The organism is Paenibacillus polymyxa (genome assembly GCF_015710975.1).
GTDB lineage: Bacteria > Bacillota > Bacilli > Paenibacillales > Paenibacillaceae > Paenibacillus > Paenibacillus polymyxa.
Map to the genome: position 1 here is coordinate 1,737,031 of NZ_CP049783.1, position 15,470 is coordinate 1,752,500.

General features: G+C 46.1%; 12 protein-coding genes, 1 tRNA gene and 2 rRNA genes (1 of these 15 running past the window's edge). 2 read left to right on the plus strand and 13 right to left on the minus strand.

Features of this window, described 5'->3' with window-relative positions:
• Nucleotides 1–15 precede the first annotated feature (15 nt).
• Nucleotides 16–2,292: a PAS domain S-box protein gene (locus tag G7035_RS07880; RefSeq protein WP_019685757.1), complete on the minus strand. Its 2,277-nt coding sequence runs from the start codon at nucleotides 2,290–2,292 to the stop codon at nucleotides 16–18.
• 328 nt (nucleotides 2,293–2,620) lie between these two features.
• Here G7035_RS07880 and tadA point away from each other — a divergent pair, with 328 nt between their 5' ends.
• Entirely contained in the window at nucleotides 2,621–3,121 is a 501-nt protein-coding gene (tadA, locus tag G7035_RS07885) for a tRNA adenosine(34) deaminase TadA (protein WP_017427224.1), read from the plus strand.
• A 60-nt stretch (nucleotides 3,122–3,181) separates the two neighbouring features.
• Nucleotides 3,182–3,739 (plus strand): GNAT family N-acetyltransferase, encoded by a 558-nt coding sequence (locus tag G7035_RS07890; protein WP_019685756.1) that lies wholly within the window; start codon nucleotides 3,182–3,184, stop codon nucleotides 3,737–3,739.
• 123 nt (nucleotides 3,740–3,862) lie between these two features.
• On the opposite strand, the gene G7035_RS07895 is transcribed toward G7035_RS07890, so the two are convergent.
• From G7035_RS07895 to G7035_RS07950, 12 genes are all read right to left on the minus strand, one after another.
• A complete protein-coding gene (locus G7035_RS07895) occupies nucleotides 3,863–4,939 on the minus strand; it encodes a hypothetical protein (protein WP_031462570.1) in 1,077 nt (358 codons plus the stop codon).
• 197 nt (nucleotides 4,940–5,136) lie between these two features.
• Nucleotides 5,137–5,292, minus strand: coding sequence for a small acid-soluble spore protein P (locus G7035_RS07900; RefSeq protein WP_014599349.1), 156 nt, complete (start codon nucleotides 5,290–5,292; stop codon nucleotides 5,137–5,139).
• Between the two features lie 72 nt (nucleotides 5,293–5,364).
• Nucleotides 5,365–5,535, minus strand: a complete 171-nt coding sequence (locus tag G7035_RS07905) for a hypothetical protein (RefSeq protein ID WP_017427220.1) — start codon at nucleotides 5,533–5,535, stop codon at nucleotides 5,365–5,367.
• Between the two features lie 27 nt (nucleotides 5,536–5,562).
• Complete coding sequence (locus G7035_RS07910; protein ID WP_017427219.1) at nucleotides 5,563–5,904, minus strand: hypothetical protein; 342 nt, start codon at nucleotides 5,902–5,904, stop codon at nucleotides 5,563–5,565.
• Nucleotides 5,905–6,049: 145 nt separating this feature from the next.
• Nucleotides 6,050–6,138 (minus strand) — tRNA-Ser (locus G7035_RS07915).
• A 90-nt stretch (nucleotides 6,139–6,228) separates the two neighbouring features.
• Entirely contained in the window at nucleotides 6,229–7,512 is a 1,284-nt protein-coding gene (serS, locus tag G7035_RS07920) for a serine--tRNA ligase (RefSeq protein WP_013368725.1), read from the minus strand.
• Nucleotides 7,513–7,548: 36 nt separating this feature from the next.
• Nucleotides 7,549–8,115, minus strand: a complete 567-nt coding sequence (pdxT, locus tag G7035_RS07925; RefSeq protein WP_017427217.1) for a pyridoxal 5'-phosphate synthase glutaminase subunit PdxT — start codon at nucleotides 8,113–8,115, stop codon at nucleotides 7,549–7,551.
• Nucleotides 8,116–8,131: 16 nt separating this feature from the next.
• A complete protein-coding gene (pdxS, locus tag G7035_RS07930; protein ID WP_013368723.1) occupies nucleotides 8,132–9,013 on the minus strand; it encodes a pyridoxal 5'-phosphate synthase lyase subunit PdxS in 882 nt (293 codons plus the stop codon).
• A 132-nt stretch (nucleotides 9,014–9,145) separates the two neighbouring features.
• Nucleotides 9,146–10,534, minus strand: coding sequence for a D-alanyl-D-alanine carboxypeptidase family protein (locus G7035_RS07935; RefSeq protein ID WP_016818537.1), 1,389 nt, complete (start codon nucleotides 10,532–10,534; stop codon nucleotides 9,146–9,148).
• Between the two features lie 331 nt (nucleotides 10,535–10,865).
• Complete coding sequence (gene guaB / locus G7035_RS07940) at nucleotides 10,866–12,323, minus strand: IMP dehydrogenase (protein ID WP_016818536.1); 1,458 nt, start codon at nucleotides 12,321–12,323, stop codon at nucleotides 10,866–10,868.
• A 343-nt stretch (nucleotides 12,324–12,666) separates the two neighbouring features.
• Nucleotides 12,667–12,783 (minus strand): 5S ribosomal RNA (gene rrf / locus G7035_RS07945).
• A gap of 149 nt (nucleotides 12,784–12,932) precedes the next feature.
• Nucleotides 12,933–15,470 (minus strand): 23S ribosomal RNA (locus G7035_RS07950) (it continues 387 nt past the right edge of the window).

Sequence of the window (15,470 nt, forward strand, 5' to 3'; positions counted from 1 at the left end):
CCTGCCCCCAGCCCGTTACTCGGGCTTGGCAATCGGAAGCTGCACGAGGGCGGTTGTTCCCTCTCCCTCTATGCTTTCAATATCCAGTGTGCCTTTATGGCTCTGTATAATACGCTGGCTGACCATAAGCCCTAGTCCTGTACCTGTTTCTTTGTTTGTGAAAAAAGGTTCTCCCAGCTTGGATAGCATTTCTGCAGGAATACCCGTACCCTGGTCCCGTATGAAGATTTTAACGCTTTCTCCCTCTAAGAACAAATGAATTGTGATGATGCCGCCTTTACTCATAGCCTCCATGCTATTTTTAAGTAAATTAATGAATACCTGTTTTAACTGATTTTCTTCAGCATATACCAAGGCAGGCTCGTCCGTAACCTGAAGGTTGAATACAATACCCAACAGATGCGCCTGGCTATCTAGCAAAGAAATAACATCACTCACAATATAACGAACATCTTTTTTCTGAAAATGTACTGCCTGTGGCTTTGCCAATATTAAAAACTCGCTAACGATCAAATTGATGCGATCCAGCTCAGACATCATAATATCGTTGTGTTTCATATTCAACACTTGATTTTGCTGCTGTAGTTGTAGGAAGCCACGTAGCGTGGTTAATGGATTACGAATCTCATGCGCCACGCCTGCCGCCAGTTGTCCTACGGTTGTCAGCTTCTCTGATCTACGTAGCAGTTCCTCCATCCGGTTACGCCCTGTGATATCACGCGAGACACAGATAAAGCCTAAGATTTCGCCTTGTTCATCCAGAATAGGTGAAGTACTCATACTAATCTCTACTGTACTTCCATCCTTACGCATTCGTAGGGTCTCGCTTGATACGATGCTTTCTCCCTGAAGCAGGCTCTCCTTCTGAAATTCATACTCCTCCTGTTGCTGCGGAGGCACAAACTCCAGCTTACGGCCAACCAATTCTTTCTTGGTCCACCCGTACAAAGCTTCGAAGGCATGGTTGACCCGAACAACACGATCCTCCTGATCGGTTACATGAATCGCATCTGCCGTCTGATTAATAACCGATTCTAGATGCTCCTTTACAGAACGGTTTTCTTCATACATTTGTTCAAGTCTTCTCGTATACATCCCCAAGTTGTAGGCCATCGCATTGATGCGCTCACCCAGCTGTGCAAGCTCATGGCCGCCCTTAATTTCTAGCCGTGTATCAAAATGGCCGTCAGCCATCTCGTTCACTTTTCCCAATATCGACTGAATCGGACGGACAAATAGGCTGGCGAGCACGTAGCTTCCAATGATCACAACCTCCAATAGAACAATGGAAATAGCAACTAAACTGATTAATTGCTTGGATATAACAGAAGCGATTGTATCATAATTCATGACAATACGAATGACATAGGAATCACGGTTTGTCGGATAAAAAGGTATGTAACTGACAAGCACCCGTTCGCCTTTAATATAGCAATCTTGTACGATACTCTCTCCCGAAAGGATCGCCCTGGACACAGCCAAACGATCCTCAGGCACTCTCGTTAGTTGATACGTGCCGAATTGGATCGGTTCGTTGTACATGTAGTAGTGTTTTCGATCGTTACCGTTCTTGTCCATCGTAGCGCCACCAAAGGTTGCGGGGTTGATTCCTGTTATCTCCAAAATGCGATAATCCACTTGCTGAGTCTGCTTCACAATCTCAGCTGGGCTCAGGATAGGTATAAAATCCTGGACTGAAGTATCCTGGAAGGATATTCGAATTAAGTAGTTACGTTTTTGATCATAATAAAATCCCCATTTATTAATATGTGAGGAACCTGAATCTGTGTAATCAAAAGAACTGGTCCAAAAATGATCCAGGTTCTGACCATGCGCCATGGCCACCTGTCCATGTTTATATAATTGGTCAACTGCATTTTTCCAATATCCCATTAATGGATCGGATGACGTTAGCTCTTTAGGATTCGAAGATTTGACAACCTTATATCCCTGTCCATCTCGGATCATCAAAGAGATATTAATATCCCTGTGGAGTGTAGCTATCTGTTGTAGCTGTTCCTGCTGGATATTACGAATATCAGGATCGAGCTGATTGGCAGCCAACGTAGCAGAAAGCCACAGATTATATCCGAGCTGCTTGTCAACGGCCTCCCAGCTATGTCGGGTTTGTTCGATAGCTCCTCCGATGATTTTAGCCGTCAGAACCATTTTGGTTTCACTGTCACTTCTTAGATTTTCGTGGGTCGTGTAGTAATTGAGTGCGATGTTTAACAATAGGATAAACAGGACCGACCCCGACAAAATGATCGTTATTCTGATTTTTATCGACACACTGATTTCTCACCTCTTGCCGTATGCTGGCGATTACTGGCAATTGCTAACTCAATGATACCGTAATAGTGCCTGGGATACCAGCATTTACATTTACCGGATATACATAAATACACATCCTGTGAACAATGTTGTCAATAGGCGAGCATTTACCTACAATGTATTAAGATAATCATCCACATATAGTCCACAAATACACAGATGTTATTATAAACTGTGGATAAATCTGTGGACAAGTATGGTGTTATCCACAATTTTATTCACATCATGTTAACAACGGAATACTTGTTCGTTGGATAATTCCGCGTTTGAAAGGAGCATTTTCCCAGTGACCATTATGGATCACGCCTATTGGATGAGAGAAGCCATTCAGGAAGCGTACAAGGCAGAAGCGTTGGGTGAAGTCCCCATCGGAGCTGTCATTGTAAAAGATAATGAAATCATCGGTCGCGGCTACAATTTGCGCGAGACCGACACCGACCCAACTGCACATGCAGAGATGGTTGCCATCCGGCAGGCCAGTGAGCATTTGGGCGCTTGGCGCCTGCTGGATTGCAGGCTGTATGTCACTTTGGAGCCGTGTCCGATGTGCGCTGGAGCCATTGTGCAATCACGCGTCCCCCATCTAATATACGGCACCACAGATCCCAAGGCGGGTTGTGCAGGCACGCTAATGAATTTATTGCAGGAGCCTCGGTTCAATCATTGTACAGAAGTAACCCGCGGTGTACTTCAGGAGGAATGTGCCTCCATGCTAACAAACTTTTTTCGGCAGCTCCGGCAAAAAAGAGCGGCTGCCAAATTGTCTCCTCCTTCATCTCCATCCTGAGGAGGAAAAGTCCAAAGCTCTTCATCTCACTGCTAATTCCGCGTGAAAGGAGATCACCTTATGCCTATGAGCTTGTATAATACGCCTCAAGGTATCTTTTTACGTCCCCTAAGCTTGGAGGATGGCGAAGCCCTTCTCGCCCTTAGACTTCGAAATAGGGACTCTCATGCGCCCTATGAGCCACTGTATGAGGATTCATTTTTCACTCTACAGAAACAACAGGATTACATCCGTGAGAGATTGCGTCAAGCGGAAGAAGATCGAGGGTACTTGTTTGGTATCTTTCTCTTAGAAAAAGAACGGCTGATAGGTTACATCTCCATTTCCAATCTGGTGCGCGGAGTTGGACAATTCGCCGACGTCGGCTATATGATGGATCAACATGAGCAGGGTAAGGGACATATGACGGCCGCTTTAAAGTTGATCATACAGTATGCCTTCCGTGCCTTATCTCTACATCGTCTCCAAGCAGGTACCCTTCTGCATAATGATCGCTCACAACGTGTATTACAGAAGTGTGGCTTTCAACCGGAAGGTATTGCTCGCAAGCTGGTACAGATTCAGGGCGAATGGCAGGATCATCAGATGTTCGGGATTCTAGCTGAAGATGATGTGTGACGAATCTGAACAACTGCACGGAGGACAACTTAATCATGAACAAAAAAACCGCCCGGCCTATGCCGAGCGGTTTTCTTACATCACATTCGAAGAAATGATGTTTGTAATCCTGTCATCCTCTGTTTAAGGAGATACAGTTTGCATTTTTTGTTGTAGTTGTTCGATAGTGAGGACTTGGTCCGCTGTTGGAATCCCCACTTTAAATGATGCTTTTTCATTGATTTTGCTGTATTGCGAATAGCCTGTTACAGACAACTTCACATTATCTTTCGTAGAAGGATCATTCACTTCCACGTTCGCATTCAGATCTTGATACACAGGAACGTTATCCTTGTTCAAAGCAGTGTTAATGTCAAACTGTTTCACTGTCAAATAGTTCTTCAACTCATCCAGCTTTTTGCTAACTTCGCTGGTGTTGGATTGCAGTTCTTTTTTCGCTTCAGCCAGTTCTTCCTTCTTCACTTGAAGCATGCCAGCATATTCGTCTTTAGACATTATATCCAAGACCTTAGGAAGCGCCTTAGTGATAAATGTATTGGTCGCTTGCTTCACGTTATCGTTCGTGATTTTAAACTGAACCACTTGTTTAGCTTCAACGCCTTGTGGCAATTTAGCATCTTTAGGATCAATATCAAAGAAATACGTAGCTTGATCATACTCGCCCATGATCGCAGCAATCACTTCGTTCGCAAATTTCTGAGATTTTTCCTGATCCATGGTTGCAGGGTTAAATTCTTGTCCCGTTTGTTTAGCCAGTTCTTGTGGATCAATGAGCAGGAATTTACCTACAACATCCTGTGGAAGCGGGTAAAATGGAATATTAGGAATTTTAACGTACAATTTATCTTTAGTCATTACCATTGGAATCGTAAAGCTAGTAGAAAGATCACCCTTCAAATGAATGCCAAGCGTCATTTCAGATTGGAAAGGCTCCTTTTGGTATACGCCATCCAGTGTAATATCAGCATTTTTCAGCATGCTAGTTACCATTGCACTTTGCTCAGCTGGCACAGAAGCGGAGGTAATTGTCAGTTCCTTAACGGTAAATTGACTTTTGGATTCATAGGAATTCAACTTCATCGCATTTGCTGTGCCAGTCGTAACAGCTTCCTTCGGTTCTAACTTCTTGCTACAACCTACCAGCGCTACCGTCATTAGCAACACCATAGTGAGGACCAAGACGGATAATTTTTTACTCATTGTGTAGATTCTCTCCTCTCATAATTAACCCCTTTTTTTATGCTAACAAAAAAATACACACCCTCTATTTTAACTCATATTCATAAACGGCGAAACACTTATTGGAAAATTTTCTTGCAATAAGCACAAAGACACCCTGGCTCTCTAACCAGGGTGTACTATACTTCTTAATATTTTTAGGAGAAAAGTCTGACTGCTTATGAACCTTGTCTGTTATGGTGATCCACGTGATTGCGCTGTTTCACCTTCTTGGAACCGGATAACGGCTCTTGTTGATGACTACGCTCACGCTTTTCGTTACTTCCACCAGAATCCTGAGCCTCGGGAACAGGAACAGCTCTAGGTTTGCCCATTTACGCATCCTCCATTCTCAGTCTAAATTATTGGCACATCAACGAATCCGTTTATTACCATTTAAAATAGGACTATAGATGGTTCAGATCTTCCGTTTTATCGTGATTCAGTGAATCCTGATGACGACGATCATTACGATCCTGCTGCACTTGCTGTGCCTGATGACTATTGACTGGACGTTGTTCCAAATCATCGACAATGTTGGACAGGTTTTTATCCAATCCGTTTTTGGCCTTGGTCATGTAACCTTCCTCCTCATTCCTTCATGACTACGAGTGCGTTAATGACTGTAATGTTTGGGCGCATTGGTGAATGTGCCGCGTATAATCGGACACCAGCTGCTGAATGATATCTGTTCGTTCATCCACAGACCGTCCGTCACGCTCTACATCGACTAAGCTAACCTGTACCTCCCGAGAATCTACATACGTACATGCAAAGTTAAAGGAGTACATTTGTCGGCCTTCTACCTCGATATGGATTCGTATAGCCCGGTTATCAGCTTCATCTGCCTGTACCTGTGATTTATCCCCTGAATTCAAAAGAATCGGCAGTTGTTCCTGCCAGGCCTCTACCAGCTTTTGCTGATCTACTGTCATTTCTCGATTCATGCCAGCACCTCCACATCTGATAACGTGTGAAAAAAACAGGTTTTTTATACAACAAAAAAGCCATTCTTCACGATTCCTGATCATTAGCATATAGAGCCTAATGTACCAGCTATCAGATTCGAATGGCTTGGTTTTATTTAGAATATGGCGGAGAGGATGGGATTCGAACCCATGTGAGCTTGCACTCTAACGGTTTTCAAGACCGCCCCGTTATGACCGCTTCGGTACCTCTCCAGGTGGTAAATGGATAAAGCTGCTTCCCTCTATTAAACAACTCAGGCGCAACAAAATTATTTTACCACAGAATTTTTAAGAATGCAAGGCTTACTGTTTAGGAGTTATAACCTCAATGCCTCGCATGTATGAACGTAGCACTTCGGGAATCACAATGCTTCCGTCCTCTTGCTGATAGTTCTCCAAAATAGCAGCTACAGTCCGTCCTACAGCCAATCCTGAACCGTTCAGTGTATGTACAAATTCAGGCTTTGCCTTCGCATCTGGACGAAACCGGATGTTTGCACGACGCGCTTGGAAGTCTTCAGTGTTGGAACAGGAAGAAATCTCACGGTACATGCCGCTCTCCGGCAACCATACTTCCAGATCGTACGTTTTGGCAGACGTAAAACCCATATCTCCTGTGCAAAGTGCCAGAACCCGATATGGAAGTCCGAGCAGCTGCAAAACACGCTCAGCGTTATTCGTCATTTTCTCTAATTCTTCATAAGAGGTATCTGGGTGAACCAGCTTGAGCATTTCCACCTTATTGAATTGATGCTGACGAATCAAGCCACGTGTATCACGCCCTGCTGATCCTGCCTCTGAGCGAAAGCAAGAGCTGTATGCCACATAATATTTAGGAAGCTGATCTGCATTCATAATCTCTTCACGGTGGTAGTTCGTTACCGGAACTTCGGCCGTAGGAATAAGATAATACTCGGTATCACGCAGTTTAAACAGATCCTCTTCAAACTTCGGAAGCTGACCCGTTCCGTACAGACTGTCCCGATTTACAATGTATGGAGGTAGCATTTCTTCATAACCATGCTCACTGCTGTGCAGATCCATCATAAAGTTGATTAGCGCACGTTCCAATCGCGCTCCCAGTCCCTTATAGAACGTAAAACGAGAACCCGTCACCTTAGCTGCAGCCTCAAAATCAAGAATATCTAGATCCTGAGCCAACTCCCAATGCGCTTTGGGTGTAAAAGAAAACTCGCGCGGCTCCGACCAGCGACGAATTTCCACATTATCCTCTTCCGAAGCGCCTACAGGCACAGTCTCATTAGGGATATTAGGAATCGACATCACCAGTTCGTCGATCTGAACTTCCAGTTCCCGCACTTGCTCATCCAATTCTTTAATACGATCGGAGACCTGGCGCATTTCAGCAATAAGATCATCCGCATTTTCCTTATTCTTCTTCAACTTGGCTACTTCACCAGATACGACATTCCGACGATTTTTGAGTCCTTCACTTTCCTGAAGCAACTCACGACGGCTTACATCCAGATCTGTAAAACCATTAATCAGATCCAGAGATTTACCTCTGTTCTGTAAAGCTTTCTCAACCCGACCAAGCTCATTACGCAAAATCTTTATATCTAACACAGGTGATCCCTCCTACACTACAAACCTGACTTTCCGCTATCCGCGGACCATATCCACAAAATACTGATGTAACCGGTAATCGTCTGTTAATTCCGGATGGAAGGATGAAGCCAGCAGATGACCCTGACGGGCTGCTACAATCTCGCCGTTATACTCAGACAGCACATCTACTCCCATTCCGACAGATTGTATTAAAGGCGCGCGTATAAACACCGCACGAACCGGCTCCTCAATCCCTTTAATGTTCAAGTCAGTTTCAAAGCTTTCTCGTTGGCGACCAAAGGCATTACGCGATACTGTAATATCCATGAGTCCCAAATGTGCTTCTTCCTGACCTTGAATCGTCTTGGCCAGTACAATCAATCCCGCGCAAGTGCCAAATACAGGCTTCCCTTGATTGGAAAATTGGCGTATAGCCTCTATAAAATCATACTTGCGCATTAGCTTACCGATAGTGGTGCTTTCACCACCGGGAATGATAAGACCGGACAGCTCATCGAGCTGTTCGATCTTCTTCACTGCTATACCTTCAGCACCCGCACGTTCAACACTTCGTATATGCTCAGCTACAGCGCCTTGCAGCGACAATACACCTATTTTCATGCTGGTCCCTTCTTTCTTACCAACCACGATCTTGCATGCGCTCATGCGATGCCAGTTTGGAAATTTCAATGCCTTTCATAGGAGTCCCCAAATTCTTGGACACTTCTGCAATCAGCTTGTAATCCGTATAATGAGTGGTCGCTTCCACAATGGCCCGCGCAAATTTCTCAGGACTATCCGACTTGAAGATACCAGAACCTACAAATACACCATCAGCGCCTAAATGCATCATCAACGCAGCATCTGCAGGTGTTGCTACACCGCCCGCTGCGAAGTTAACCACTGGAAGCTTACCAAGCTCATGCACTTCCAACAGCAGCTCATAAGCAACTCCGAGGTTTTTCGCTTCTGCATACAGCTCGTCCTTCGACAGGTTTTGCACCTTGCGAATTTGACCATTGATAAAACGCATGTGACGAACAGCCTCAACAATATTTCCAGTTCCCGGTTCACCCTTTGTACGGATCATAGATGCGCCTTCACCGATACGACGCAATGCTTCCCCTAGATCCTTTGCTCCACAAACAAATGGAACGGTGAACTCCCGCTTATCGATATGGAATACCTCATCCGCAGGTGTCAATACTTCGCTCTCATCGAGGTAGTCAACACCTAGAGATTCCAGTACCTTTGCCTCAACAAAGTGACCAATACGAGCCTTAGCCATAACAGGAATAGAAACAACCTTCATTACCTCTTCCACAATCGTAGGGTCAGCCATGCGAGCAACCCCACCCGCTGCACGGATATCCGAAGGCACTCGTTCAAGAGCCATTACGGCTGTAGCGCCTGCTGCCTCAGCAATTTTAGCCTGTTCAGCGTTCATGACATCCATGATTACGCCGCCTTTTTGCATCTCTGCCATACCTCTTTTTACACGCGAAGTTCCCGTTTCCATGTCGTTGCCTCCTGTAAGGGTTACGTTTAGATTTCTAACTTAAGATTTTACCGTACGAACGCCAAATACACAATCATTTCAAGTTGCAAAATAAGTAATGCAGAACAGGTTAGACCGGTTAGCGTTTCATCTTTAGAAGAGATTTTTAATTCCCTGGAACAAATCGCCGAAGAAATCACCAATTGCCCGGAAAAGCATTCGGAACCAACCGCCCTCTTCTACTGCTGTAGTTGTAACCAAATCAACAGTTTTCGTCTGGCCTTTATCCACGCCATCCGTTTTGTATGTGTACGTAATCGTTCCGACTTTTGCCCCTTGCTTCAAAGGTGCCACGAGAGAGCTTGCTGGTGTTATATTCGTTGTAAAGGTTACCTTAGGATTGCTCGCACCCTTAGGCACGATAAAACTTACTGCATCTTTTGTGACGATCGGCACTTCTGTTTCCGTACCTTTGGTCACAGGCACATTCTCAACACCTTTAACCACCGTCTTTGGAGCAACAACCTGCTTCACTTCAAAGTTATCAAAGCCATAGTTCAGCACTTTAGCCGTCTCTGTAAAACGGTGTGCATCAGAGTCAGCGCCCATAACTACACTGATGAGACGCATTCCATTACGTTCAGCCGTACCTGTAAAACAGTTTCCAGCATTAGCCGTATGACCTGTTTTCATTCCGTCTAAACCTGGATAAGCGAATTTTCTAAAGTTAGTAATATTTTTGTTCGCTTCCAGCATCCAGTTATAGTTAATAATCGGTGCTTTATCGGTTGGACGGAATTTGTACGATTGAATTGTGGTAAACCGTGTATAATCTGGATGGTCCTTAATGATGTAACCTGCTAGAGTAGCTGCGTCTCTCGCAGTCATCACAGTTTCCCGGTCTGTGTCCGGTTGAAACCCTGCAGGCATATCCTTGCGATCCAAACCAGTCGAGTTGATAAAATACGTATTTTTCATACCCATTTTCTGAGCTGTTTCATTCATTAGTTTCACAAAATCCTGCTCGGTTCCAGATACGCGTTCAGCAAGAGCTACTGTTGCATCATTGGCAGAACCTACTGCCATGGCAATATAAAGCTCTTCTACCGTATGTTGATCCCCTTGAGCCAAAAAAATACGTGATCCGATACTCTTAGAAGCATTCTCGTTCACTGTAACCTTATCCGTCCACTTAAGTTTGCCTTGCTTAACCTGCTCCGCTACGATGTACTCTGTCATCATTTTGGTCATACTGGCTGGCGGGAGCGGCTCATCTGGATTCATAGAGAGCAAAACCTGCCCAGTGGAAGGCTCAATCAAAATAGCTGAACGAAGTGCCAGACTAGGGGGGTTAATAGAACCTGTTCCCGTGATATTCGTTGCCTCTGTTGCCGCTCCAGCAGCAAAAGTAGCCACGCTTGAATCGAAATTTCCTACAACAGGTAAGGCTGACATATACATCATATTAAGCACCATGACTGCAGTCACACTCTTTTTAATCATGCTGCGTTTATTATTTTTCTTAAAATTGTTCGCTTTCAAATGAATACAAACTCCTCTCGTACCTCAACCCGAACCGCTATGCTATGTATAACGAGACGGTGGTTACAGCCTTTACTTGGCCAAAGAATTAATGTTTTAGTATTATACAGTTTAGTGTCATTTCGTTTCCTAAGATATAGCTTGTCATGAGCATTCTGTGCCCGAATCTTCTTAACTGGTAGGAATCGTCCAAAATACCTAAGCGTCCTAATTCATCAATAACCTCATGAGAAGGCGGACACTTGTCTATTCTATCACAGGGGTATCTCTAAAAAAAGACAGGCAGAGCGAAATGCGCTCTGCCTGTCGTCAAGTCTATTACAGCCGAACTTTATAGAGAGTAGTTTGGTGCTTCTTTCGTAATCTGCACATCATGCGGATGGCTTTCGCGCAGACCTGCACCTGTAATACGGATAAAGCTTGTATCGTTTCGAAGCTCCTCAATATTAGCAGTACCACAATATCCCATACCGGAGCGAAGACCGCCCAACAGCTGGTGAACAGTGTCGGAAAGTGGCCCTTTATAAGCAACGCGTCCCTCAATACCTTCCGGCACCAATTTCTTGTCGTCATCTTGGAAATAACGATCTTTACTACCTTGCTTCATCGCAGCCATAGAGCCCATACCACGATATACTTTGAAGCGACGTCCTTGATAAATTTCCGACTCGCCTGGGCTCTCTTCCGTACCTGCAAAAAGACTTCCCAGCATTACTGCAGAGGCCCCTGCCGCAATGGCCTTTGTAATTTCACCAGAGTATTTAATACCGCCATCTGCAATAATCGGAATATTATATTCACGTGCTACTGTTGCACAATCATAAATAGCTGTTATTTGTGGAACACCAATCCCTGCGATTACGCGTGTTGTACAGATAGAGCCTGGACCAATACCGACCTTAACGACCGATGCTCCTGCTTCAATCAATTCGCGCGTTCCGTCACCTGTAGCTACATTACCTGCTACAATCGTCAGATCAGGATATGTTTTACGCAACTCGCGGACTGCTTCAATAATGTTAATATGATGTCCATGAGCGGAATCCACAACAATCAAATCCACACCAGCTTTTACAAGTGCATCAGTCCGTTCAAACGTATCCTTGGAAATGCCGACAGCCGCACCGACCAGAAGACGCCCTTGTGCATCCTTCGCTGCGTTCGGAAATTGAATAGCTTTCTCAATATCTTTGATGGTGATCAAACCTTTGAGGTAGTTCCCTTCATCGACCAGTGGAAGCTTTTCAATTTTATGCTTTTGCAAAATGACTTCCGCTTCCTGTAAAGTCGTGCCTACTGGTGCAGTTACCAGTTCTTCCTTCGTCATGACTTCACTAATTTTAAGATCAAAGTCGTGAATAAAGCGAAGATCACGGTTAGTAATAATACCCACCAATTTGTTCTCTTCGTTTACAACAGGCACACCGGAAATACGATATTTACCCATAACGGCCTCAGCATCGGATACCAAGTGATCCGGAGTCAATGAGAATGGATTGGTGATAACACCGCTCTCTGAGCGCTTAACCCGATCTACCTCTACCGCTTGCTGCTCAATCGACATATTTTTATGAATAACACCAATACCGCCCTCACGAGCCATCGCAATTGCTAGCACTGCCTCAGTAACAGTATCCATACCAGCACTCATTAAAGGAATGTTCAGCTTCACGTTATCACTCAAACGAGTTGCTACGCTTACTTCTTTGGGCAGTACCACCGACTTACGAGGTACCAGCAAAACATCGTCAAAGGTAAGGCCTTCCTTACCGAATTTATCTTCCCACACCAAGATGATCCTCCTTCAAAATGTTTAGTCTGTATTGGTCTTGTTGTCTGTCCGACATGGACAAATCAAGGCTCTCTGAAAATATATTATTGCAATCTTAGCAAAGCGGTATAGGGGTGTCAAGCCTTCATCAACAGCCCTAACCCGTAGTATTTCCCTGTACAAACAACTGTACTCCTACGAAGGACAACTATTATAAACAAACGGCTTTAAAGATACCTCTCTACTTACAAAAGCATATTTCACTTTGAGTAAGCAACAGAGGAATAAGAATATAAATAAATTCACTTATATACAAAAAAGGATCATGATCTTCTTGAGATCATGATCCTTTTTACTTGTTGCTTGGCGGCGTCCTACTCTCCCAGGACCCTGCGGTCCAAGTACCATCGGCGCTGGAGGGCTTAACGGTCGTGTTCGGGATGGGTACGTGTGGAACCCCTCCGCTATCGCCACCAAACATGAATTTGCCTCGCAAATTCCTTCGTAAGGTTATTCGGTTCATCACAGATTCTGTGAATGAATCGCCATACGCTTGTCGTATGTACTTCTACATACCTTCAAGGTTACACCCTGAAAACTGGATCCGAAACTCATTGCGTCTTATCTTAGGATAAGCCCTCGACCGATTAGTATTGGTCAGCTCCATGCATTACTGCACTTCCACCCCCAACCTATCTACCTCGTCGTCTTCAAGGGGTCTTACTAATTGGGAAATCTCATCTTGAGGGGGGCTTCACGCTTAGATGCTTTCAGCGCTTATCCCTTCCGTACATAGCTACCCAGCGGTGCTCCTGGCGGAACAACTGGTACACCAGCGGTACGTCCATCCCGGTCCTCTCGTACTAAGGACAGCTCCTCTCAAATTTCCTACGCCCACGACAGATAGGGACCGAACTGTCTCACGACGTTCTGAACCCAGCTCGCGTACCGCTTTAATGGGCGAACAGCCCAACCCTTGGGACCTACTTCAGCCCCAGGATGCGATGAGCCGACATCGAGGTGCCAAACCTCCCCGTCGATGTGGACTCTTGGGGGAGATAAGCCTGTTATCCCCAGGGTAGCTTTTATCCGTTGAGCGATGGCCCTTCCATGCGGTACCACCGGATCACTAAGCCCGACTTTCGTCCCTGCTCGACTTGTAGGTCTCGCAGTCAAGCTCCCTTCTGCCTTTGCACTCTTCGAATGATTTCCAACCATTCTGAGGGAACCTTGGGGCGCCTCCGTTACTCTTTAGGAGGCGACCGCCCCAGTCAAACTGCCCACCTGACACTGTCCTCGTACCGGATTACGGTACCAAGTTAGAACCTAGATACGATCAGGGTGGTATCCCAAGGATGCCTCCCCTCAAGCTGGCGCTCAAAGTTCTACGGCTCCCACCTATCCTGTACAGATCGTACCCAAATTCAATATCAAGCTGCAGTAAAGCTCCATGGGGTCTTTCCGTCTTGTCGCGGGTAACCTGCATCTTCACAGGTATTAAAATTTCACCGGATCTCTCGTTGAGACAGCGCCCAAGTCGTTACGCCATTCGTGCGGGTCAGAATTTACCTGACAAGGAATTTCGCTACCTTAGGACCGTTATAGTTACGGCCGCCGTTTACTGGGGCTTCGGTTCATAGCTTCGCCCGAAGGCTTACCACTCCCCTTAACCTTCCAGCACCGGGCAGGCGTCAGCCCGTATACTTCGCCTTGCGGCTTCGCACAGACCTGTGTTTTTGCTAAACAGTCGCTTGGGCCTTTTCACTGCGGCCCCCTCGGGCTATTCACCCTACCGAGGCACCCCTTCTCCCGAAGTTACGGGGTCATTTTGCCGAGTTCCTTAACGAGAGTTCTTCCGCGCGCCTTAGAATTCTCTTCTCGCCTACCTGTGTCGGTTTGCGGTACGGGCACCTTCTCCTGGCTAGAGGCTTTTCTTGGCAGTCTGAGATCATGACCTTCGCTACTATAATTTTCGCTCCCCATCACAGCCCAGCCTTACGATGTGCGGATTTGCCTACACATCAGCCTCACTGCTTAGACGGACATCCATCAGTCCGCGTCACTACCCTACTGCGTCACCCCATCGCTCATAACGGATTACGGTGGTACAGGAATTTCGACCTGTTGTCCTTCGACTACGCCTATCGGCCTCGCCTTAGGTCCCGACTTACCCTGAGCGGACGAACCTTCCTCAGGAACCCTTAGGCTTTCGGCGGATCTGATTCTCACAGATCTTTTCGTTACTCATACCGGCATTCTCACTTGAATGCAGTCCAGCGCTCCTTCCGGTACACCTTCAACCCGCATTCAACGCTCCCCTACCCCTGATGCAAGCATCAAGCCATAGCTTCGGTGGTGTGTTTAGCCCCGTTACATTTTCGGCGCAGAGTCACTCGACCAGTGAGCTATTACGCACTCTTTCAATGGTGGCTGCTTCTAAGCCAACATCCTGGTTGTCTGTGCAACTCCACATCCTTTCCCACTTAACACACACTTGGGGACCTTAGCTGATGGTCTGGGCTGTTTCCCTTTCGACAATGGATCTTAGCACTCACTGTCTGACTCCCGGAACTAAATCTATGGCATTCGGAGTTTGACTGAGCTTGGTAACCCTTGCGGGCCCCGCACCCAATCAGTGCTCTACCTCCACGATTCTTTTTTCCGAGGCTAGCCCTAAAGCTATTTCGGGGAGAACCAGCTATCTCCGGGTTCGATTGGAATTTCTCCGCTACCCCCACCTCATCCCCGCATTTTTCAACATGCGTGGGTTCGGGCCTCCAGTGCGTGTTACCGCACCTTCACCCTGGACAGGGGTAGATCACCCGGTTTCGGGTCTACGTCCACGTACTCATTCGCCCTATTCAGACTCGCTTTCGCTGCGGCTTCAGCTCTTCACCTTAACCTTGCACGGGAACGTAACTCGCCGGTTCATTCTACAAAAGGCACGCCATCACCCATAGATCGGGCTCTGACTTCTTGTAAGCACACGGTTTCAGGATCTATTTCACTCCCCTTCCGGGGTGCTTTTCACCTTTCCCTCACGGTACTGCTTCACTATCGGTCGCCAGGGAGTATTTAGCCTTGGCAGATGGTCCTGCCGGATTCATACGGGGTTTCACGTGCCCCGCACTACTCGGGATCCGTCTCGGAGGGAACAAGTTTTGA

Coding starts and splice junctions, on each gene's coding strand:
- G7035_RS07890 (WP_019685756.1), top strand. CDS start 3,182: ATGCCTATGAGCTTGTATAATACGCCTCAAGGTATCTTTTTACGTCCC.
- G7035_RS07895 (WP_031462570.1), bottom strand. CDS start 4,939: ATGAGTAAAAAATTATCCGTCTTGGTCCTCACTATGGTGTTGCTAATG.
- G7035_RS07900 (WP_014599349.1), bottom strand. CDS start 5,292: ATGGGCAAACCTAGAGCTGTTCCTGTTCCCGAGGCTCAGGATTCTGGT.
- G7035_RS07905 (WP_017427220.1), bottom strand. CDS start 5,535: ATGACCAAGGCCAAAAACGGATTGGATAAAAACCTGTCCAACATTGTC.
- G7035_RS07910 (WP_017427219.1), bottom strand. CDS start 5,904: ATGAATCGAGAAATGACAGTAGATCAGCAAAAGCTGGTAGAGGCCTGG.
- pdxT (WP_017427217.1), bottom strand. CDS start 8,115: ATGAAAATAGGTGTATTGTCGCTGCAAGGCGCTGTAGCTGAGCATATA.
- pdxS (WP_013368723.1), bottom strand. CDS start 9,013: ATGGAAACGGGAACTTCGCGTGTAAAAAGAGGTATGGCAGAGATGCAA.